The sequence below is a fragment of the Streptomyces sp. NPDC004031 genome, assembly GCF_053604375.1.
Window position 1 is genome coordinate 13,103 of record NZ_JBSGHL010000053.1, and the last position, 21,276, is coordinate 34,378.

At 73.2% G+C, this 21,276-nt stretch carries 19 protein-coding genes; 7 read left to right on the forward strand and 12 right to left on the reverse strand.

The genetic code is table 11. The annotated features are described in order from the left end of the window. Positions 1–223: 223 nt before the first annotated feature. A complete protein-coding gene (locus ACWERV_RS27975; RefSeq protein WP_452938147.1) occupies positions 224–2,800 on the forward strand; it encodes a DUF4132 domain-containing protein in 2,577 nt (858 codons plus the stop codon). Here ACWERV_RS27975 and ACWERV_RS27980 read toward each other — a convergent pair. The 4 genes from ACWERV_RS27980 to ACWERV_RS27995 all read right to left on the reverse strand — a co-directional run bounded on the left by ACWERV_RS27980 (position 2,787) and on the right by ACWERV_RS27995 (position 7,476). Beyond that, positions 2,787–4,232 (reverse strand): hypothetical protein, encoded by a 1,446-nt coding sequence (locus ACWERV_RS27980; protein ID WP_452938148.1) that lies wholly within the window; start codon positions 4,230–4,232, stop codon positions 2,787–2,789. The two genes, ACWERV_RS27975 and ACWERV_RS27980, sit on opposite strands and share 14 nt — an antisense overlap. Positions 4,233–4,610: 378 nt before the next feature. Beyond that, positions 4,611–4,883, reverse strand: coding sequence for a GlsB/YeaQ/YmgE family stress response membrane protein (locus ACWERV_RS27985; protein ID WP_398184984.1), 273 nt, complete (start codon positions 4,881–4,883; stop codon positions 4,611–4,613). A 145-nt stretch (positions 4,884–5,028) separates the two neighbouring features. Further along, complete coding sequence (locus ACWERV_RS27990) at positions 5,029–6,678, reverse strand: sensor histidine kinase (RefSeq protein ID WP_452938151.1); 1,650 nt, start codon at positions 6,676–6,678, stop codon at positions 5,029–5,031. A gap of 63 nt (positions 6,679–6,741) precedes the next feature. After that, positions 6,742–7,476, reverse strand: a complete 735-nt coding sequence (locus tag ACWERV_RS27995) for a response regulator transcription factor (protein WP_452938154.1) — start codon at positions 7,474–7,476, stop codon at positions 6,742–6,744. Between the two features lie 232 nt (positions 7,477–7,708). On the opposite strand from ACWERV_RS27995, the gene ACWERV_RS28000 reads away from it, so the two are divergent. From ACWERV_RS28000 to ACWERV_RS28020, 5 genes are all read left to right on the forward strand, one after another. Continuing rightward, the gene (locus ACWERV_RS28000) at positions 7,709–9,925 is read left to right on the forward strand and encodes an MMPL family transporter (protein ID WP_452938157.1); all 2,217 of its coding nucleotides are present in this window, start codon (positions 7,709–7,711) and stop codon (positions 9,923–9,925) included. A 192-nt stretch (positions 9,926–10,117) separates the two neighbouring features. Continuing rightward, on the forward strand, positions 10,118–10,528 hold the full coding sequence (locus ACWERV_RS28005) for a hypothetical protein (protein WP_398184995.1): 411 nt from the start codon (positions 10,118–10,120) through the stop codon (positions 10,526–10,528). A 103-nt stretch (positions 10,529–10,631) separates the two neighbouring features. Further along, positions 10,632–11,177: a thiol-disulfide oxidoreductase DCC family protein gene (locus tag ACWERV_RS28010; RefSeq protein ID WP_452938161.1), complete on the forward strand. Its 546-nt coding sequence runs from the start codon at positions 10,632–10,634 to the stop codon at positions 11,175–11,177. Positions 11,178–11,187: 10 nt separating this feature from the next. Continuing rightward, a complete protein-coding gene (locus ACWERV_RS28015; RefSeq protein ID WP_452938164.1) occupies positions 11,188–12,006 on the forward strand; it encodes a TetR family transcriptional regulator in 819 nt (272 codons plus the stop codon). Between the two features lie 42 nt (positions 12,007–12,048). Beyond that, positions 12,049–12,828, forward strand: coding sequence for a hypothetical protein (locus ACWERV_RS28020; RefSeq protein ID WP_452938167.1), 780 nt, complete (start codon positions 12,049–12,051; stop codon positions 12,826–12,828). 28 nt (positions 12,829–12,856) lie between these two features. On the opposite strand, the gene ACWERV_RS28025 is transcribed toward ACWERV_RS28020, so the two are convergent. Continuing rightward, entirely contained in the window at positions 12,857–13,486 is a 630-nt protein-coding gene (locus ACWERV_RS28025; protein WP_452938170.1) for a TetR/AcrR family transcriptional regulator, read from the reverse strand. A gap of 130 nt (positions 13,487–13,616) precedes the next feature. On the opposite strand from ACWERV_RS28025, the gene ACWERV_RS28030 reads away from it, so the two are divergent. Beyond that, positions 13,617–14,531, forward strand: a complete 915-nt coding sequence (locus ACWERV_RS28030; RefSeq protein ID WP_452938173.1) for an SDR family NAD(P)-dependent oxidoreductase — start codon at positions 13,617–13,619, stop codon at positions 14,529–14,531. Between the two features lie 102 nt (positions 14,532–14,633). On the opposite strand, the gene ACWERV_RS28035 is transcribed toward ACWERV_RS28030, so the two are convergent. The 7 genes from ACWERV_RS28035 to ACWERV_RS28065 all read right to left on the reverse strand — a co-directional run bounded on the left by ACWERV_RS28035 (position 14,634) and on the right by ACWERV_RS28065 (position 20,955). Beyond that, positions 14,634–15,296, reverse strand: coding sequence for a hypothetical protein (locus tag ACWERV_RS28035; RefSeq protein WP_452938175.1), 663 nt, complete (start codon positions 15,294–15,296; stop codon positions 14,634–14,636). Positions 15,297–15,655: 359 nt separating this feature from the next. Then, positions 15,656–16,912, reverse strand: coding sequence for a cytochrome P450 family protein (locus ACWERV_RS28040; protein ID WP_398185010.1), 1,257 nt, complete (start codon positions 16,910–16,912; stop codon positions 15,656–15,658). After that, complete coding sequence (locus ACWERV_RS28045) at positions 16,909–18,165, reverse strand: cytochrome P450 family protein (RefSeq protein WP_398185013.1); 1,257 nt, start codon at positions 18,163–18,165, stop codon at positions 16,909–16,911. Before ACWERV_RS28045 ends, ACWERV_RS28040 begins: the two co-directional genes overlap by 4 nt. Further along, positions 18,162–18,758: a GTP-binding protein gene (locus ACWERV_RS28050; RefSeq protein WP_452938179.1), complete on the reverse strand. Its 597-nt coding sequence runs from the start codon at positions 18,756–18,758 to the stop codon at positions 18,162–18,164. The genes ACWERV_RS28045 and ACWERV_RS28050 overlap by 4 nt, the downstream gene beginning before the upstream one ends. Then, entirely contained in the window at positions 18,739–19,095 is a 357-nt protein-coding gene (locus ACWERV_RS28055) for a DUF742 domain-containing protein (protein ID WP_452938181.1), read from the reverse strand. The genes ACWERV_RS28050 and ACWERV_RS28055 overlap by 20 nt, the downstream gene beginning before the upstream one ends. Beyond that, positions 19,092–19,541 (reverse strand): roadblock/LC7 domain-containing protein, encoded by a 450-nt coding sequence (locus tag ACWERV_RS28060; RefSeq protein WP_398185023.1) that lies wholly within the window; start codon positions 19,539–19,541, stop codon positions 19,092–19,094. Before ACWERV_RS28060 ends, ACWERV_RS28055 begins: the two co-directional genes overlap by 4 nt. Continuing rightward, positions 19,534–20,955 carry a histidine kinase gene (locus ACWERV_RS28065; RefSeq protein WP_452938183.1) on the reverse strand — a complete coding sequence of 474 codons (1,422 nt, stop codon included), beginning with the start codon at positions 20,953–20,955 and terminating at the stop codon, positions 19,534–19,536. Before ACWERV_RS28065 ends, ACWERV_RS28060 begins: the two co-directional genes overlap by 8 nt. Positions 20,956–21,276 lie beyond the last annotated feature (321 nt).

The window sequence follows — 21,276 nt, forward strand, 5'->3', positions numbered from 1 at the left end:
GCGCCTAGGGGGCCCAGCGGGTACGAGCGTGCGGGGTGCGGGTGCGCGGGCCGGGTGCGCGGGCCGGGTGCGCAGGGTGGCTTGACCATGCGGGTGCGGGTGCGGGTGCGCGGGCCGGGCTGACGGTGCCGGCGCGCGGGGCGGGGTGTCGGTGGGGGTGCCTAGTCTGCTGGCCATCGGAGGACGGCGCCCCGCCCGGGGCGCCAGGCGCAGGGGTGGGGCGATGGCGATCTTGCTGGCGACGCGGCTGAACGCGGCATTGGGGCGGGACGAGAAGGAGGGAGTGCACGGGCGGGAGTTCGACGACACGGAGGTGGGGCGGCTGGTATCGGGCCTTCCTGAGCCCGAGCAGCGCAGGGCGGCGCTGCATCTGCACGAGGAGCTGTGCGTGGCCACCCGCCAGGGGCCGGGCGAGCACACGGTGCGGGCGCTGGCGGCGATGCCGCTGCGGTGGACGGCGGAGCAGGCGGAGGAGCTGGCCGGGCGGGTCATCGGGCGGCTGCCCCGGGTGTGGACGCGCAGCTACGGCATGCTCGCGCTGCCGGTGGCGGCGGCGGAGGTGCTCGGTCCGGACGAGCAGCTCGCGCTGCGGGCCGACGTCACGCAGGTCGCGCGCTGGCTGCCGCTGGTCGACGCCACGCAGGAGGAACGCTCCCGGCTGGGCCGCCGGTTGGACGCGCTGCTGCTGCCGGACGGCTCGGGCCTGCACTGGACGGTGCTGGACGACGACGACGCGTACGGGCCGCGGATGCGGGCCGAGCACGCCGGGGTGCTGGCGTCGGCCGGGGTTCCGGAGCTGCTGGCGCACTGCGTGTCGCTGGAGCAGGTCAGGGCCGGGGTGCGGTGGCGGGCGCGGGCGGCGGAGCTGGTCGGGGCGGCGCCGCGCGGGGCGGAGGCGGTGCGGGCGCTGGTGGCCGGGTTCGCGGAGCTGCCGGAGGGCCGTGCGGTCATGCGCTGGACCTACGGGGAGGTCGGCCGGATGAAGGGGCTGACCGGCCGGGCCAACGCCTGCCTGGTGCGGGGCCTGCTGTGGGTGCTGGCGGATCTGGCGGCGGCGGACGCGGGCGCGGGAGGAGAGGAGGCGGTGCGGCTGATCGCGGAGTGCGCGCGGAACGCCGGGACGGGGACCGGCGGCAAGGGCGGCCAGTCGCGGGGCGAGCAGGTGGCGAACACCGCGGTCGTGGTGCTCGGCGGCTTCGACGGCGGCCTGGGGGCGGTCGCGGTCGGCGAACTGGGCTCGCTGCGGCGGACGGTGGCCCATCAGGGCGTGCTGAAGAAGGCGGAGCGCGCCCAGCGGGAGATGGCCGCCCGCTCGGGCCTGGCGCCGTCGCAGTTGCGGGAGCGGGCGGTGCCGACGGCGGGGCTGGACGGGGAGCACCGCCGGGAGGTGGCGCTGCCGGACGGTACGACGGCGGTGCTGGCGGCGGACACGTCGGGGCGGGCGTCGCTGACCTTCGTGACGGCGGCGGGTCGGCGGGTCGCGGCGCCGCCCGCGTCGGCGAAGCGGGAGGCGGCCGGTGAGGTGGCGCGGCTGCGGGAGGAGCTGAAGGGGCTGCGCAAGCTGCTGGCGGCCGAGCGGGTCCGGTTGGAGGAGCTGCTGGCGGCCGGGGTGAGCTGGAGCGGCGCGGACTGGCAGCGCTGCTACGCCGACCATCCGGTGGTCGGTGCGCAGGCGAAGGCCCTGCTGTGGGAGGTCCGCCCGGCGGAAAACGACAGGGCGGACGGCGGGGCGGACGACAGGGCTGAGGGGGAGCACGGCTGGCGGGCGGGGCTGCCGGAGCGGGCCGGGGCGGGGTGGGTGCTGGCCGGGGCGGACGGCACGGCGGTCCCGGTGGGCGGCACGGACCGGGTGCGGCTGTGGCATCCGCTGCGCGCGGAGGTGGCCGAGGTCGCGGCGTGGCGGACGGAGGTAACCGAGCGGCAGCTGCGGCAGCCGTTCAAGCAGGTCTTCCGGGAGATCTACCCGCTCACTCCCGCGGAGGAGGCGACCGGCGGCTACTCCAACCGCTTCGCGGCGCATGTGCTGCGCCTCGGGCAGGCGCGTTCGCTGATGGCGGCGCGCGGCTGGTCCTCGAAGCACCTGGGGCACTGGGACGGAGGGGCGGAGGGCGAGGCGGTGCGGGAGATCCCCGCGACGGGCCCGGTGGGGTGGCGGGCCCGCTTCGACTACCAGCTGGTCGACGAGGTCCGGCCGGAGTCGGGCCTGGCGGAGGTGTGCTCCACCAACCGGGTGCGGTTCGAGCGGCAGGCGGCGGCCGGCAAGTCCTGGGTGCCGGTGGCGCTGGCGGAGGTGCCGCCGCTGGTGCTGAGCGAGACGCTGCGCGACGTGGACCTCTTCGTCGGGGTGGCGTCGATCGCGGGTGATCCGCAGTGGCGGGACGCGGTGGAGGGGCGGCTCGCGGCGCACTGGGACGCGGCGGCGTTCGGGGAGTTGCCGCAGTCCGCCGAGGTGCGCAAGGAGGCGCTGGCCCGGCTGCTGCCGCGGACCAGGATCGCCGACCGGGTGGAGCTGGCCGGGCGCTTCCTGCGGGTGCGCGGCGACCGGGCGTCGTACCGCATCCATCTGGGCTCGGGGAATGTGCTGGTCGAGCCGCACGACGCGTATCTGTGCATCGTGCCCGCCCGGCAGCAGGGCGCGGCCGGGCGGGTCTTCCTGCCGTTCGAGGAGGACGGCGGGATGCTCGCGGTGGTGCTGTCCAAGGCGTTCCTGCTGGCGGACGACGCGTCGATCACCGATCCGACGATCACCCGCCAGCTGCCGCCACCGGCGGCGCAGGGAGCGCCGGTCAGCGGCGGGTGATGCGCAGGACGCCGGTCTCGGTGCCCTGGTAAAGGGTGCCGTCGGGGGCGGTCGTGCCGGTCATCTGGAGCGGGTTGTAGAGCAGGCCGAGTCCGATGGCGGAGGTCTTCACGGCCTTGCCGGTCGCCGGGTCGAGGGCCGCGTAGGAGTAGGTCGCGAAGGTGTTGGAGCCGACGACGTCGGTGGGGCCGCTGACGGTGAGGGTGTAGAGCAGGCCGTCGCCGAGCGAGAGCCGGGGCAGCGCCGCCGACTTGGCGGTGCTGTTCCACACCACGTGGCAGCCGTTGCCGTCGGCGTCCACGTCGATCCGGCTCAGCCCGCCGTCGAAGCCGGCCGAGGACGGGACGCTGGGCGGGGCGCCGTCCGGGAGGGCCGGGTAGGCGTAGCCGAAGGTGTTGGTGACGAAGACGCTGCGGCCGCTGGCGATGACCGCGTCCTCGGTGCCGCTCTGGGCGTACTGCGTGAGGACGGGTGTGCCGCACACCGGGTCGGGGCCGTCGGCGACCCGGTAGACCAGCAGGTTCTCGTGCGGGGCGGCGTTGTCGGTGAGGGTGACGTACTCGGTGCCGTCGCCGGGGCCGAAGAAGCTGGGGGTGGCGCCGGTGCCCCAGGTGAGCTGGCCGGGTTTGCGGCCGGGGCCGCGGTCGTAGGGGGCGCGCCAGTCGATCACGGGCGTGCCGTCGGCGGTCTCGCTCAGCAGGTAGAGGGCGTGGTCGGTGGCGACGGCGGTGCGGCCTGGCACGGTGGAGATGCTGTTGCCGATGCCCTCCCCCGTGCTGAGGGTGTGCACGGCGCCGGTCGTGGTGTCGGCGGTGCCGATGACGCCGCCCGCGCTCGCGAACCACACGCGGCCGTCCCAGCCGGGACTGAGCCCCACGATGGCGTCGTCGGCGGGCAGCGCCCCGGTCAGCGAGGTGGACCCGTCGACCGTCAGTGTCCAGGAGCCGCCCTGCCGGTGGTGGCCGATGCGCAGCAGGTTGTCGTTGCCGTCGACGACGACGAGCGCGTTCGACTGGTCGAGGTAGGCGTAGACGCCGCCGAAGAGGCTGCCCTTCGCCAGGCCGAGGGAGGCGAGGTCGTCGCCCGTCGCCGGGTCGAGCAGATGGACGGTCGGGGTCTGCCCGAAGATCGTGGTGCACAGCGTCACGGGGTAGCCGTCCGCGCCGATGACGACGGTGGGGCAGGCCGACGCCAGCGCCGTACGGGTCCAGGTGACGGAGCCGGTGCCGGGTCCGGCGTAGGGGGTGGTGTCGCTCGACGCGCTGTCACCGTGCATGGTGGCGGTGCCGTTGGGCGCGGTGGCCGGGTTCTGCGGGGGCAGCGGGCCGAAGCCGGGGGTCGTGGCGGAGGCCGTCGCGGTGGCGGTGAGCGCGGCGACGGCGGCGGTCGCCAGCGTCGTGAGCAGACGGCGGCGCGGGGCGTGCGGACGCATGGGCGGGGTCCTTTGCGGCAGGGGTCGGATGCCCGGCGGCCGCCCGCGGTCGTGCGAGGGTGCGGAGAAGGGGTGTACGGGGCCGCCCGGCCGGAAGCGGGAAGAAGCAGCGGCCCTCGTACGGACGAGGTGTCGGAACGAGAGAAGGCCGCGTCAGCTGACGCGGCGACACCCGGTGGTGGTGGCGCGGCCGTGGTCCACATGGCGGCGGCTCACCAGCAGGGTCATGACATCCAGCCTAGCCACGCCGTCCCCCGGCTGTCGATGCCGCCGCCCCCGGCCGCACCCGTACGCACCCGGGCCGTACGCGCCCCCACTCGGGACACCGGCGGCCGTGCCCGCCTGTCCTCGGGCACGGCCGCCGGCGGGCGCGGGGCCTCAGCGGCGGGCGCGCGAGTCGCCGAAGATGATGCGGTAGGCGATGAGGAGGACCAACGAGCCGCCGATCGCGGCCACCCACGTCCTGCCGTCGAAGAAGTGGTGCGGTACGGGCCTGTCCCACAGCTTCGCGGACAGCCAGCCGCCGAGGAAGGCGCCGACGATCCCGATCAGGGTGGTCCCGATGAGCCCGCCCGGGTCGCGGCCCGGCAGGATGATCTTGGCGATGGCGCCCGCGAGCAGTCCCAGTACGATCCATCCGATGATGCCCATGACGGCTGTCTGCCCCTGAACCCGCGTCACACACCTGTGCGGGTCCGTGCGGTGGGAGCCGCCGTCACATCCCGGCCGCGTCCCGCCCGGCGAAGATCTCCCGGGCCGCGGGGAATCCGGCGTGTCCGGCGAGCCGGGTGAGCGCTCAGCGCCCCGCCGGGCTCGACCCCACCGCCTCGGGCGCGGTGAGACCGGGCGGCGGCGGCGCTCCCGGCAGGCTCACCCGGACGGTGAGGCCCGCGCCCTTCGCCGTGTCGAGCCGCACCGTGCCGTGGTGGGCCTGGACGACGGCGTGCACGATCGCCATGCCGAGCCCCGCCCCGCCCGTGTCGGGGGCGCGCTCCGGGTCGGCCCGGAAGAAGCGGTCGAAGGCGCGCTCGGCGTCGCGCGCGTCCAGGCCCGGTCCGGCGTCGCTCACCCGTAGCCGCACCCCGCGCACGCTGCCGCGCACCTCGATGACGACCGGCGCGTCCGGCGGTGTGTGCACCCGCACGTTGCTCAGCAGGTTGCCGACGACCTGCCGCAGCCCCGTCTCGTCGCCGAGCGCCCACACCGAGCATCCGCCGCCCGCTCCCCCCTGTTCCGGGAGCAGCAGCGTGACCGGACGGCCGGGCTGCTGCGCGGCCAGGTCGGCGGCGGCGTCGCGGACCAGCGCGCACAGGTCGACCGGGTGGAAGTCCAGTCCGGGCCGCTCCTCCAGGCGGGCGAGCGCGAGGAGTTCGTCGACGAGGCGGCTCATCCGGGCGGCCTCGGCGGAGACCCGGCGCAGCGCCCGTTCCTTGTCGTCGGCGTCGAGCATGCCCTTCTCGTACAGCTCCAGGTAGCCCTGCACGGAGGCGAGCGGGGTGCGCAGTTCGTGCGAGGCGTCGGCGAGGAAGTGCCGGAGCTGGGCGGTGGCGCGTTCGCTCTCGGTCACGGCGGTCTCGATCTGCTGGAGCATCGCGTTGAGTGCGGTGCTGAGCTGCTGCACCTCGCTGGAGCCGTACCGCCCGGTGGCGATCCGCCGGGACAGGTCGCCCTCGGCGATGGCGGAGGCGGTCTCGACCATGGCCTCCAGCGGGCTCAGCCGCCGCCGCGCCGAGGTCAGCGAGCCGACCGCGAGCAGCGCGAGCAGTACGAACCCGGCGACGAACTCCCAGCCCAGCAGCTTGTGGATGGCGCGTTCGACCCCGCTGTAGCGCATGCCCTGCACGACCATGCTGCCGTCGCCGAGCCGGGTGACGACGACCCGGTAGTCCGTCCCGGCCGCCCGTACGTTGACGGCCCGTCCGCTGCGGGCGAGGTCGGCGGGGGCGGGCAGGGCGGCGGTGACGTCGGCGCGCATGCGGTTGTCGGTGCCCATGCCGTTCTCGCACACCGTGGAGTTGCGGCCGTCGGGGTCGAGGACGACGAAGAGGTCCTGCTTGAAGGCCTTGGCGAAGGGCAGGCCGCCCCCGCCGTCGTCCCCGTCGTGGCCGGTCTGCAGGATCGTCGCCAGCGTGCACAGCTGCTGGAGCCCGTTGGCGGTGACCGGGGTGCTGCGCAGCGAGCGCTGCGAATCGCTGAGGGTGTGGTCTATCTCGCTGCCCAGCACCATGTCGGTGGCCATGACGCTGAAGGCGGCGGTCGCGAGCAGCCCGAGCGCGACGAAGGCGACGTTGGCGAGGGTGAGCCGGGCGCGCAGCGTCTTCGGTCCGGGCAGCAGCCGCCCGTTGCCGCACAGCACCCCGCCCCGGCGTCCCGCCGCGTCGCGTTTGCGGCGGCTCGACTCCGCCGCGAACCACGCGTAGGCCCACGGCAGCAGCCGCTTACTCATGTGCTCACACCCGTCCGGTCCCCGCCGCCCCCGTGCCCGTCCCCGTCCCCGCTCGCGGGCCCGTCATGTGCCCTCGACCGCCCGCAGACCGTAGCCGACCCCGCGCCGGGTCTCTATCAGCGGCGGGCCCAGCCGGTCGAGCTTGCGCCGCAGGTAGGAGATGTACGTCTCGACGACCGTGGAGGGCACCACCGTGTCGTACTGCCAGACGTGCTGGAGCAGTTGTTCCTTGGAGACGATCCGCCCGGAGTTGCGCAGCAGGTGCCGCAGCAGGTTGTACTCGGTGGGCGTCAGCTCGACGGGCTCACCGGAGCGGCGGACCGAGTACGTCGCCTCGTCCATCTCCAGGTCGCCGTGCCGCAGCACCCGGTCCGCGACGCCCGTGGTGCGGCGGGTACGGCGCAGCACCGCGTGCACGCGCGCGACGACCTCGTCCACGCCGAACGGCTTGGTGATGTAGTCGTCGCCGCCCAGCGCGAGCCCGGCGACGACGTCGCGCGGCGCGTCCCGCGCGGTGACGAAGATGACGGCGAGGTCGTCGCCCTCGCCGTCCCGCCCCGCCGGGTGTTCGGCGCGCAGCGCGCGGCACAGCTCCCAGCCGTTGCCGTCGGGCAGCATCACGTCGAGGAGCACGAGGTCGGGCCGGTGGGCGCGGACCGCGGCCAGGGCCTCCCGGCGGGTGGCCGCGCAGTGCACGGTGAAGCCGTTGTACGTCAGCGTGATGCGCAGGATGTCCGCGATGCCCGGCTCGTCCTCGACGACGAGCACGGTGGGAGCCGTACCGACAGCTGTCTCCATGCGTCAAGTATCCGCACACCGGGTGTCCTCCGGGGGGCGCGAACTTTGGAGTTCCTTGAGAGAAGGCCGTTCGGCTTGGTGGGCGCGCTTGTCACGGCTGACTCTGGTGGGGGGCGAGTGATCACGGCACGACCGTGCGCGAGCGTGCGCGACCGCACGAGGCCGCGTACCGGGCCGCAGCACAGACGAAGACGACGCAGATGACGCAGACGAAGATGATGGGGGATGGATCGTGGCCGCTCTGGCGCGATGGTGCTTCCGGCACAAGTGGGTGGTGATCCTGCTGTGGGTGGCGGCGCTGCTCGGCGTCGGCACCGCGAGCAGGATCGCAGGTGACGCCTACTCGAACGACTTCTCGCTCCCGCACACCGAGTCGAGCAAGGTGCTCGACCTGCTGGACAAGGCCGTGCACAGCCAGTCCGGCGAGAGCGACACCGTGGTGTGGCACACCGACTCGGGCTCGGTGAAGGACGCGGCGGTCAAGGCGAAGATCTTGCCGATGCTGGACAAGGTCCGGCACCAGAAGGACGTCGGCCAGATCGTCAGCCCGTACGACCCGGCCGGCGCGACGCAGATCAGCAAGGACGGGAAGACGGCCTACGCCCGCGTGACGTACGACGTCCTCGGGCAGACGCTGACCGCCGACCAGGTGCACGCCCTGGTCGACACCGCGCACTCGGCGCGCGCGGACGGGCTGAAGGTGGAGGTCGGCGGTGACGCGGTCGGCCAGATCGAGCAGCCGCCGCCGGGGCTGAGCGAGTTCGTGGGCATCGCGGCCGCGGCCGTCGTGCTCTTCCTGGCGTTCGGCTCGCTGCTGGGCATGCTGACGCCGATCATCACGGCGCTGCTGGCGATCGGTATCGCGTCGTCGATGATCACCCTGCTCACGCATGTCGAGAACGTGCCGGACTTCTCCGGCCAGCTCGCGATGCTGGTGGGTCTCGGTGTCGGCATCGACTACGCCCTCTTCATCGTCACCCGGCACCGAAAAGGCATCCTGAGCGGCCTCACACCGGAGGAGGCCGCGGTCAAGGCGATCAACACCTCCGGGCGCGCGGTGCTCTTCGCGGGCGGCACGGTGTGCATCGCGCTGCTGGGCATGTTCACCGTGGGTCTGAGCTTCCTGTACGCGGTGGCGATCTCCTCGGCGATGACCGTGGTCGTCTCGGTGCTCGGCGCGATCACGCTGCTGCCCGCGCTGCTCGGCGTGTTCGGCATGAAGGTGCTCAGCCGCAGGCAGCGGCGGCGCTTCGCCGCCGAGGGTGCGCGCACCGGCGAGTCGGTGGGCGCGTCCGCGCGCTGGTCGTCCTTCGTGCAGCGGCACCCGCGTGTCCTCGCGGCCGCCGCGATCGTGGTCATGGCGACGCTGGCGATCCCGACGCTGTCGCTCCGGCTCGGCTCGTCCGACCAGGGCAACAACCCGACGTCGACGACCACCCGCAAGGCCTACGACCTGCTGGCCGACGGCTTCGGCCCCGGCTTCAACGGCCCGCTGACGATCCTCGCCGAGGTGCCCGGCGGGGCGCACGACAAGCAGGCGCTGGACAACCTCGTCACGACCCTCGGCCACACCAAGGGCATCGCTTACGCGGCCGCCCTGCCGATGCAGCCGGACAGCACGGTGGCGCTCGTCCAGGCCGTGCCGACGACCTCGCCGCAGGACAAGGCGACCGACACCCTCATCAACCACCTGCGCCACGACGTCGTGCCGGCCGCCGAGCGCGGCAACACGATGAAGGCGTACGTCGGCGGTCCGACCGCGATCTTCAAGGACTTCGCCAGCGTCCTCGGCAGCAAGATGCCGATCTTCATCGGGGTGATCATCGCCCTGGGCTTCGTGCTGCTGCTGCTCGCCTTCCGCAGCATCGTCGTCCCGCTCACCGCGGCGGTGATGAACATGGTCGCGGCGGCCGCGTCCTTCGGCGTGCTGGTCGCGACCTTCCAGTGGGCGTGGGGCGGCAGTCTGCTGGGCGCGACCCGGCAGGGCCCGATCGACGCCTTCCTGCCGGTGATCATGCTGGCGCTGCTCTTCGGCCTGTCGATGGACTACCAGGTCTTCCTGGTCAGCCGTATGCACGAGGAGTGGGTCCACACCCGCGACAGCGCGCGTGCGGTACGGGTCGGGCTCGCGGAGACCAGCCGGGTGATCACCTCCGCGGCCGTCATCATGGTGTGCGTCTTCGGCGCCTTCGCGCTCAGCGGGGTGCGCGTGCTCGGCATGTTCGGCGTCGGGCTCGCGGGCGCGGTCGCGCTGGACGCGTTCATCCTGCGCTCGGTGCTGGTGCCCGCGCTGATGCACCTGTTCGGCAAGGCCAACTGGTGGCTGCCCGCGTGGCTGGACAAGCGGCTGCCGCACATGGCCGTCGAGCCCGCGGACGAGGCCGTGCCGGACCCGGCGGCCCGGCCCGGCCAGGAGCCGGACCTCGCGCTCGCGTCCTCCTCGGACTGACACCCTTCCCTCCCGGCTCTCCCCAGCCCGGCCCGGCTCCGAACCCTCGGAGCCGGGCCGGGCTTCGTGCTGCGTGGCGGGGGTCACAGGGGCGAGGGCCGCAGCGAGCTTGAACGCGTTCAAAAACAGGTCTAGCGTCATCAGCACAAGGTTTTGAACACGTTCAAGGAACGTCTGAGGGGTGGGATCGTCATGGACCTGACCGTGGTCGCGTACGCGGTCTACCTGGTGGTCAGCGTCGCGCTGACCGTCTGGGTGGCCAGGACACTGAGCACGAACGGGCGCGTCTTCCTCGCCGACGTGCTGCACGGCAACGAGCAGCTCGCCGACGCCGTCAACCATCTGCTGGTCGTCGGCTTCTACCTCGTCAACCTGGGCTTCGTCGCCCTCTACCTGAAGTCGGCGGACACCGTCGACGACGCCCGGCAGATCTTCGAGGAGCTGTCGGTCAAGCTCGGCGTCGTCCTGCTGGTGCTCGGCGTGATGCACCTCGGCAACGTCTACGTCCTCAACAAGATCCGCCGCCGCGGACTCATGGAGCGCGAGCAGTACCCGCCCGTCGCCCCCGACGGCTACACCGCGACGAAGCCCGCGGGGGCCTGAGGTGCCCGCGCCCTCGGGGCCCGGGACCGTGCCTGCCGCGCCGGAGGGGGGCGCGGCAGGTACGGGCCGGGGCGGGGCACCGGCCCCCCTGCGCGGGCTCACCGTGCTGACCGACCCGGCGTGCCGCCTGTGCCGCTTCGTCGCCGGCTGGATCGCCGGCCGGCGCCAACTCGTCCCCGTCCGGCTCGTCCCCGTGGGCTCCGAGCAGGCCCGCCGCCTCTTCCCGGAGCTGGACCACGACGAGGCCACCCGCCGCGAGATCACCGTCGTCGGCGACGCGGGCCAGGTGTACACCGGCCAGAACGCGTGGGTCGTCGTGCTGTGGGCGCTGGCCGACCACCGCGCCCTCGCCCACCGGATGAGCACCCCGGCGGGCCGCAGGCTGGCGCGGGCGGCGGTGCTGAGCGCGGCGAAATACCGCGAAGCCACCTGGGGCGAGCACGCCGGCCCCGCCTCCCACGCGGCGCCCGCCCGGGGACGCCCTGCCACCGCGCCGCGCGGCGCCCCGCTCGCCGGCCGGCGCCCCGCCGAGAGCCGTACGGCCTGGGTCTACGACGGCAACGGCGGCTGGACGGTCAGCGGCGCGGGCCCCTTCGCGGGGTCCGGCGACGCGCCCGGCTGCGCGGAAGGATGCCCACCGCCGGGCTAGGCTCACCCCGATGGACCACAAGCACAGCCCCGAGGGGCACCCTCCCGCCCCCTCGGCTCCCCCCGGGCCCGCGGAGGAACTGCCCGGCGGCCGGGCGCGGCCCAAGACCGGCAAGAGCGAACAGACCCGGGCGCTGATCCTGGAGACCGCGATGCGGCTCTTCCGGGAGCGCGGCTACGAGAAGACCACCATGCGGGCCATCGCCCAGGAGGCGGGCGTCTCGGTCGGGAACGCGTACTACTACTTCGAGTCGAAGGAGTTCCTGATCCAGGGCTTCTACGACCGGATGACGTACGAGCACGCGGCGGACGCGGCCGTCCGCATGGCCGGGGTGCGGGAGTTCGACGTACGGCTGCGGATCGCGCTGGAGTCCTGGCTCGACTGCGCCGCGGACTACCACGAGTTCGCCGCCCAGTTCTTCCGCACGGCGGCGGACCCGGACAGCTCGCTCAGCCCCTTCTCCAACGAGTCCCACCCGGCGCGGGCGACCGCGGTGGACCTCTTCCGCGACGTCCTCACCGGCTCCGACCTGGCCCCCAAGCTCGACCCCGAACTCGCCGACCTGCTGCCCGACCTGCTGTGGCTGCACCTGATGGTCGTCGTCCTCTACTGGGTCTTCGACCGCACCCCCGACACCGAGCGCACCCGCGAGTTCGTCCGCCGCTCCACCCCCTTCGTGGCCCGCCTGATCGCCCTGTCCCGCTATCGCGTCTTCCGCCCGATGGTCCGCGACGCCAAGTCCCTCATCCAGGACTTCGTCCTCCCCACGATCGGCCGCACAGCCGTCACCCGCCCCACCCCCGCTCCCGCTTCCGGGCGGCGCACCTGACCCCCCGTCGGGCCCCGCCGCCCCGCCCGAAAGGCCCCGGCGATGCCCGACACTCCTCCCCCGCACAAGCGCCCCGGTTGCGGCGGCGCCTTCCTCGTGGTCGTCGCCCTGCTCGGCGGCCTGCTGTGCGGAGCGCTCGCGGCGACCGGCAGCCTCGATGTCACCGCAGTCCCCGACCAGGGGCCCTGGAACGCGTACAAGACGGTGTCGCTGTGGTGGGGGGCCGCCGCGGGGGCCACGACGCTGCTCCTCGCCTTCGTCCCCTCGGCCCGCCCCGCGCGGTCCACGGTGCGCCGCATGGCCGCCGCCGACGCGGGCCTGGTGCTCGCGATCTTCTGGCCCCTCCAGGCCGCGGTGCTGGCCGGTTACGCCGCGACCCGCCCGTCGCTGCACCGCGCGGTGCGCGTCCTGGCCGTCCCGGCAGGCGCCGGGGCGCTGCTCGCGGGCGTCCTGTGGGGCGGCCCGGCCCACGACAACGCGCAGATCCTCGACGACGAGGACGCGACAGCCGCGTCCCTGGCAGGCGACTGGCACACCGCGTCCGGCGGCCGCCTCCACCTCGGCGCGGACGGCCGCTTCCAGGCCACGCACGTCCCGCCCACCCTCTTCACCGACGGCTTCGACGACTCCTCGCCCGTCCCGACCGAGGCACACGGCCGCTGGACGTACACCTGGAGCACCGGCTTCACCTTCCTCACCGACGACACCTCATCCGCCACCCCGAACTGGCTCGCCGCGTACCGCACCCGCCACGCCCACATCCTCTGCATCACTGTCGACCCCGACACCCCCTGCGCCCCGGGCACCGTCTTCCTCCGCTGAGCCGCCCGCCCCACCGCGCTGACGCCGGTCAACGGGCAGGCTCGTCCGGTGGGGTGGTGCCGAAGCGGGACACCGCGGCGAAGGCCTCGTCGGCGACCTCGGCCAGGGGGCGGGAGTCGTCGTTGCGGGCCCAGTGTTCGACGGCGGTGGTCAGCACGGTGATGAGCAGGCCGGCGGTCGCGGCGGGGGCGAGGGCGTCGGCCGGTCGGCCGGTGCGGGCGGCGACGACGGGGGCGAGCAGGTCCTGGGCGCGGCGGCCCGCGGCGAGCCAGCGGGCCATGAGGGCGGGCACGGCCAGGGCGACGCGGGCGGTGCGGCGGGTCTCGCTGCCGGTGCGGCTGCACGAATGCAGCAGGGCCTCGCGGGCGGCGACGGGCAGCGGCTCACCGGCGGGCCGGCGGGCCAGTTCCGCGACGAGTTCGTCCACGCCTTCCACCAGCAGGGGGGTCAGCGCCTCCTCCTTGACCGGGCAGTGCCGGTAGAAGGTGCGCAGCGAGACGCCCGCGGCCTCGGCGATCTGCTCCACCGTCGTACCGGCGAAGCCCTGCCGCTCGAAGAGGTCCACGGCGTACAGGGCGATCTCCCGGCGTACCGAGCTTCTGCGCCGCTCGCGCAGACCGGGCCTGATCACGCCTTCGCCCTCGTCCTCGTCCGCCACCGAATCACCGTCCTCTCCTGTGTGAACATCCTCCCACCCAAGAATATGGCACGTTGTGCCAAGTAGGCATATCGTGGCAATGAGCGGCCGATCCTGACCGCTCACGCACACACGCAAGGAAGTGGTCACAGTGACCGGAATCTCATTCGAGGGGCGCGTCGCCGTCGTCACCGGAGCCGGAGGCGGACTCGGGCGGGCGCACGCGCTCGACCTCGCGGCCCGCGGCGCGAAGCTGGTCGTCAACGACCTCGGCGGCACGATCGCCGGCAGCGGGGGCGGCACCACCATGGCCGACCAGGTGGTCGAGGAGATCGTCGCGGCGGGCGGCGAGGCCGTCGCCTCCTACGACTCGGTCGCCACCCCGGAGGGCGGCAGGGCCATCGTGCAGACCGCGCTCGACGCCTTCGGCACGCTGGACATCCTGGTCAACAACGCGGGCAACATCCGCAACGCGCCCTTCACCGAACTGGCCCCCGACGCGATCGAGGCGCTGCTGGCCGTGCACGTGAAGGGCGCCTTCTACGTCACGCAGCCCGCCTTCGCCGTCATGCGGGACAAGGGCTACGGCCGGATCGTCTTCACCGCCTCGGCCGCCGGCGTCTTCGGCAGCCCCGAGCAGGCGAACTACGCCGCGGCCAAGAGCGGTGTCGTCGGCCTGGCGAACGTGGTCGCCCTGGAGGGCGCCGCGCACGGGATCAAGGTGAACACGATCCTGCCGGTCTCGGAGAGCCGGATGGTCGCGGACATGAACCCCGCGACCCTGGCGGGTGTCCCCGCCACCCCGGCGCACCGCGAGCCGGAGATGATCACCGCGATGGTCAGCTACCTCGCGAGCGAGGCCAACCCGTACACCCACGAGATGTTCTCGATCGCCCGTGGCCGCTACGCCCGGGTCTTCGTCGGTGTCGGGGACGGCTACCACGTGCCGTTCGAGGCCCCCGTCGCCACCGCCGACGACATCGCCGCCCATATCGGCGAGATCCGCGACCAGGCCGGTTACCACGTGCCGGGCTCGATGGTGGAGGAGTTCTCGCTCGTCCCCTGACGCCAGGTCCACCCCCGGCCGCCCGGCGGCGAAGGGGCGAGACGCACGCGGCCCCGCCGCCCGGGAAAGGTCCGGGGGGCGGGGCCGCGGTGCGTACGGGGGCTACTTCATCGGGATGTCGAAGTTCTTCGCCGTGATCTTCGTGCCGTCGGACGCGTTCGCCGCGAGGCGCTTGTAGCGCAGCACGAGGGCGGTCTCGGTCTTCTTCGGGGTGAAGACGATCCAGCCGGTCGTCGTCTTGCCCGTTTCCGCGTCCTCCAGCGGGGTGTAACCCGCGGCCTTGATGTCGTCGTCGAGGATTGTGGTGCTCGCCTGGTCGATGCCGTTCGTCTGGTTCGTCAGGTAGAACGAATCGGCGCCGAGGGTGTCGTAATACTTCGAGCTCGCGGTCACCTTCACATTGACCAGGACGACGTATTCGTCCTCCAGCGCGGAGAACTTGCCCTTCGACGCGGCCGAGGGCTGGAAGCCGGAGATGTAGCTGATGACCGTGCCCTTGTCGCCCATCACGTCGTCCGTGAAGGATTTGCCGACGGTGACCGGCTTGCCCTGGGCCGCGGTGCCGCCGCCCGCGTCGGTGGCGGAGTCGGTCGGGGCGGGGGCGTCCGTGGTGGGCGCGGCGGTCGTGGCCGGGGCGGTCGCCGACGGGCTGGAGGACGTGTCGGACGAGGAGTCGCCCGAGTCGTCGTTGCACGCGGTGAGAAGCGCGCTGCCGGCTATGACCGCGGCGGCGACGGTGAGTGTGGTGGTGATACGGACGCGCAAGGCAATGCCCCCCGGTTGCGGAAATGCGAGTGCGGGATTCGGGAGGGGCCAACAGGCCCGCGTACCCGATCCGTTCGTACGAGTCGTCAGCGACGACGCGTCACTATACACGCAGGCCGAAAGCGTTCGGTTTCCGCCCCGGTTGTCAAGGTTCCGTGAAGAATTCCGTCACCGTGCGTCCGATATCCGGAAGGGCGAAACTCCGGGTTCGTCTCCCGCTGTTTTCGACGCGTCCCGCACGCGTCACGCGCCCGCGCGGTTCCCGTGGGTAATCGCCGTGGCGGGAAATGAGATTGACGTCACGTCAGAGAATGTCACACCGGGCCCGCCCGAGGACTCGGGAGGGCCCGGCGCGGGGGTCAGCTCGCCGCGGCGGCGGGGGCGCCGAGCCGGATCGGGACGCGCGCCATGTCGTTGCCGATGAACGACGGCTGCGGCACCAGCTCGGCGGGGTCGGCCTCGACCGAGGCCGACGGGAAGCGCGCGAAGAAGGCGGGGAGGGCGACCTCGCCCTCCAGCTTGGCCAGCGGCGCGCCCATGCAGTAGTGCATGCCGTAGCCGAAGGTGAGGTGGCTCTTGTCCTCGCGGTCGATGTCGAAGTCCTGCGGGGACGCGTGCACGCCCGGGTCGCGGCCGTGCGCGCCGAAGCCGATGATGACGGCCTCGCCGGTGCGGATGACGACGCCCTCGCCGAGGTCGATGTCGGCGGTCGCGTACCGCAGGGGCATATGCATGATCGGCGGGTGCAGCCGCAGGGTCTCCTCGACGACGTCGAGCCAGCGCGCGGGCTCGCGCCGCGCGGCGGCGAGCTGCTCGGGGTGGGCGATCATCATCCGTATCGCATGGCTGATCATCGCCACCGCGGTCTCGCTGCCCGCGCCGATCATCAGGATGAGCGTCGAGATCAGCTCGTTCTCGTCGAGCCGGTCGCCGTCCTCCTCGTGGGCGTCCAGCAGCAGGCTCGTCATGTCGTCGCCCGGCGCGTGCCGTTTGGTCTCCACCAGGCGGTACATGGCGGCGCCCATGTCCCGGTTGATGGCCGCGCCCTCCTCCTGGGTGACCCCGGTCATCGTCAGGACCCGGTCGATGACGTCCAGCATCGCGGGCCGCTGGTCGTCGGGCACACCGAACAGGTCGCAGATCAGCCGGGTCGGCACCTGGTAGGCGAAGTCCGCGCGCAGGTCGTACAGGGAGCCGGGAGCCCGGCGCTCGCGCTCCTCCAGGCCGTCCAGCAGGTCGGTGACGATGCGCTGGAGGACCGGCCGCATCGCCTCGATCCGGCGCGGGGTGAAGGCGCGGCTGATGAGCTGCTTGAGCCGCTGGTGGTCGGGGTCGTCGGAGGTGAACATGCTCTTGACGTCCACCCAGGAGAACAGCCACGGGATGGCGCCCGGCACATAGCCGGGCCAGCTCCTGCGGGCGTCCTTGGAGAGCTGCTCACCGCTGAGCAGCCTGCGTATGACGTCGCCGCGGGTGACGGACCAGGCCGTCACACCCTCGGGGAGCGCCACCCGGACGGCGGGTCCGGCCGCGCGCAGTTCGTCGGCCTGCGCGTAGAGGCGGGCCCCGCCGCTCGCGTCGAGCGTCACGTCGGTACCGGTGCTGCTGGTGGTCACGCTGTACCTCCATCGGTTGCGGCGGTCTGGATGACTGCTGCGGACTTCGGGCGGAACGTCACGGGCATCGCGACCGGGCACTGGTGGAAGGGGCCGTGGCGCAGGGCGATCTCCTCGTCCTTGACGGCGAGTTGCATGTCCCACAGCTGGTCGAGTGCCGTCTCGATACCGGTCTGGGCGATCACGGTGGCCTGGCTGATGGCCGGGCAGCGGTGGGGTCCGGCGGACCACGCCAGGTGGGAGCGGTTCTCGTAGCCGAGGTCCGCGGGCAGCGACGGATCGGTGTTCGCGGCGGCGTGGCTGACGAGAACCGGTACGCCGCCGGGCACCGTGATCCCGTGCAGGGTGGTGTCCTTGCGGGCGAAGTGGACGGAGAAGTTCGCCATCGGGCTGCGCACCCACAGCGCCTTCTCCAGCGCCCGGCGCACCGTCACCGTCCCGGCGGCCAGCGTGCCGGCGTAGGAGTCGTCGCCCAGCAGCAGGTGCAGCGCCCAGCCGATCCACGCGGCGGTGGGGATGACGCCCGCGCCGACCGTCGTGTAGAGCTGGTTGAGGGTCTCCTCGTCGCTGAGCCCGGCGTCGTGGCCGAGCAGCCAGGACGTGAGGTCGTCGCCGGGCTGCCGGCGGCGCAGCTGGATCAGCTCGTAGAGCAGACCGGCGTAGTCGATCGCGCCCTGGGCGGCCTCCGGGCCCGCGCTGATCATCTTCTGGGCGAGGCGCACCATCCGGGTGGCCATCTCGGAGGTGCAGCCCAGCAGGTCGGCGAAGACCATGAGCGGCAGGGTGTCGGCGAAGTCGGCCATCATGTCGGCCTCGCCCCGCTCCGCGACCCGCGCGACCAGGGTCAGCGCGCTGCGCCGGGTGACCTCGCGCAGCCGGTGCGGGCTGATCCGGGCGATGCAGTCGTCCAGCGCCCGGCGCAGCCGGGTGTGCTCCTCGGCGTCCGCGTACAGCACCGAGGCCCGCCACGCCATGAGCGGCAGGACGGGGCTGTCCTGCGGGACCTTCCCGGCGTTGAGGTCGGCCCACAGCCGGGAGTCCTTGGCGTACACCGCCGGGTCGTTGAGCATGTCCACGGCCGCGCGGCGGCCGGTGAGGACGAGCGCGTGCACCCCGGGGGCGATCTCCGCCCAGCCGCCCGCGCCCTGCGCGCGCAGCTGCTCGTAGACCTCGGCGGAGCGCGTGGCGAACGACTCGCCGTGCAGCACCGGGCATCCCCGCGACGACAGCGGCAGTTCGGGGGCGCTGGTCATGAGGCGGGCTCCAGACTGGAACGGGACAGCAGGTGGGAGACGAGCGCGATGAGCACGGACTTGGCCGACTCGCGCTCGCGGACGTCGCACGTCACCAGCGGCGTCCAGGGGTCCAGGTCGAGGGCGGTGCGCAGCTCGGCCTCGGTGTAACGCGGCGCGTTCGGGAACTCGTTGACGGCCAGGACGTAGGAGACCCCGGCCTCCTCCAGACGCTCCATGGCGTCCCAGGACTCGGCGACGCGCCGGGTGTCGACCAGCACGACACCGCCGAGTGCCCCGTACATCAGGTCCTCGATCATCGAGGCGAACCGCGGCTGGCCGGGGGTGCCGAACAGGTAGAGCACGATGTCGTCGGTGAGGGTCAGACGGCCGAAGTCGTGGGCGACGGTCGTGGTGTCCTTGTCCTCCAGGCCGCGCAGGTCGTCGATCAGCTCGCCCGCCTGCGTCAGCTTCTCCTCCGTCGAGGCCGGCTCGATCTCCGAGACCGCGCCGACGAAGGTCGTCTTGCCGACGGCGAAGGGCCCCATCACGACGAGCTTGACCGGCGTCACTCCGGCGTCGAGGTAGTGACCGTCAGAGCTCTTGGAGTGCATTGAGCATCCTCTCCAGCAGCGCCCTGTCGTGCTTCTGAGCCGCGGGCGCCGGGTTGCGTGCGATGAGGTGGCCGCTGTCGACCAGATGCGCGGCGATCACCTTGGTGACCGCCCCGGGCAGCTGGAGATCGGCGCTGACCTCGGCGACCGACAGCGCGCCCGGCAGGCAGTGCTCCATCACCCGGTAGGCGTGCGGGCCGAGGCCGCGCAGCGGCATCTCGCGGTCGGCGATCAGGATCGTCGCCAGGTCCAGGCTCCGGCGGGTGGGCGCCGCGTGCCCCTCCGCCGGTGTGTACGGCCGCACCATCCCGGTGCGGCGGCGGCCTCGTGGGGTCATGACGTGGCCGCCCCCGGTGCGGCCGCGGCCCGCCTGCGCTCGCGCGCCGACAGGGCGTCGCGCAGCCCGTTGATCGCCTTGATCGTCGCGGCGGAGGCCACGGCCACCTCGGGGCTGGTCATCTCCGCGTCCACGGCGACCGCGAGGGCGGTGCCGTGACCGGCGCTGAAGACCAGGATGCAGTGGTCGGGCAGGTCGATGATGATGCGGTGCGGCGAGGTGCCCTCGATCTCGGCGAACTCGGCGATGCTGCGGCCCAGCGCGAAGGCGGCGCACGCGTTGGCGGCGGTCCGCTCGGCGACGGGGCGCTCGATGTCCGAGGTGGCCGCGAGGACCAGACCGTCGGCGGAGAAGAGCACCGCGTGCAGGACGCCCTTCTCCTTCCGCAGGTGCTCCAGCACCCAGCTCATGTCGTGGGTGTCGGCGGTGGGCTGCTGCTCAGTCATCGCTGCGCTCTCCTTCGGTGTGCTGGTCCTCGCCGTCGCGGATGGCCGCCGCCAGACCGGCGAAGCCCTCGCTGAACGCCTCGGGGTCCTGGTGCGGGGCCGGTTCGGCGACGCGTCCCGCGGCGGGGTCCGCGGCCCGGGGGCGGCGCCGGCGGCGCTGCGGCAGGCCGACGCCGGTCTCGGTACGGCTCACGACCGCCGGGGCGTCGTCGAGCACCGGCACGCCCATCGCGGCGCGGGCCTCGCGCCGCTCGGCCTGCTGCTCCTCCTCCGTCGGCCCGCTGCCGAGGAGTTCGCGCGGCACGTTCAGCACGGCGCGGACACCGCCGTACGGGGAGGTGGAGCTGACGTCCACCCGGAAGCCGTAGGCGGCCATGAGGCGGCCGATCACCGGGAAGCCGAGGCTCAGGGTGTCGGGGACGGTCGTGACGTCCAGCACGGTCTGCTGCGCCAGCAGCCGTTCGGCCTCGCCGCGCTGCTGCGGGCTCATGTTCAGGCCGCTGTCGTCGACGACGACGACCCAGCCGGTCTGCGTCTGCTGCACCTCGACGAGGACCTTGCCGTCGGAGTAGGAGGTGGCGTTGGACAGCAGCTCGGTGAGCGCGATGGTGATCGGCTCGACGACCCGGCCCTCCACCCACACCCCGCCGCTGATCGGCTCGTGGGTGTAGTGGACGCGCTGGTAGGGGTCGATCCGGCCGCGGGCGGACTCCACGATCTCGGCGAACGTGCAGTCGGCGCGCTGGAGTCCGGGCCAGGAGCCGGCGAGGATGCGCAGCCGCTGGAGGGTGTGCACGGAACGGGTGAGCGGGTGGTCGATGTTCATCAGCCCCTGCTGGAAGGCGGTCGCCTCGGGGACCTTGTTCATCTCGTCGATGACCGCCATCTGGCAGCGCACGAGGTACGTCTGCGCCTCGTCGACGAGGTCGCGCACCGAGGAGCGCGCCGCGAGGCCTATGGACTCGCGGGTCAGGCCTATCGCCTCGGAGCACAGGTCGAGGACGGTGCGGTGGTGGCCGTCGACGGGCATGCCGGTGAGCGCGTCGTCGAGCAGCCCGGGAACGGTGACGCCGCGGTGGCCGCGGGCCCGGGTGTCGACCAGCGCCGGCATCCTGACCTTGGCCAGGTGCTCGATCTCCGCGGAGAGCGCGGCCGCGTGCCGCTCGGCTTCGCGCAGCCGCACCTCCAGCTCCCCGGCCCGCACGCCCGCGGCCTGCTCGGCGGCGCGGGCGCGTTCCTCCAGCTCGCCGGTCTTGACGGTGACGGCCTGCTCGGAGGCCCGCAGGCGCTCCTCCAGCCGTCCGGCGCGGGCGTTGGCCGCCCTTTTGGCACGCGTCTGCGCGACGAGGCCGGCCGCCGAGGCGGCGAAACCGCCGCCCAGCAGCGTGGCTGTGGTCACCAGGGGCTCGATCATGGGAGGTCCTTGTACGGCGTGGTCAGGTGAACGGGCAGGTCGCGGCCGCCCGGGAATTCCGCGCGGACCGGCCGGGCCGGTCGGGCCGAGAGGGCCGATGGGAGCTGTTCACGCCGTCGGGGGCGAATCCGCGGTGGGCGCCGGGATTGCGCGGCCGGCCGTTCGGAGAACGTGCCGGCGGGCACGGGAATAACGGGCGCCGAATCATGACCGCGACTGCACAGTGAAGGCCCAACCTGGTAAGCGCTGATACGTGAACCTTTGAGCGCGTGCTTCCCATCCACAACTCGGTGCGCACGACGGCGAGCACGATACCACCGG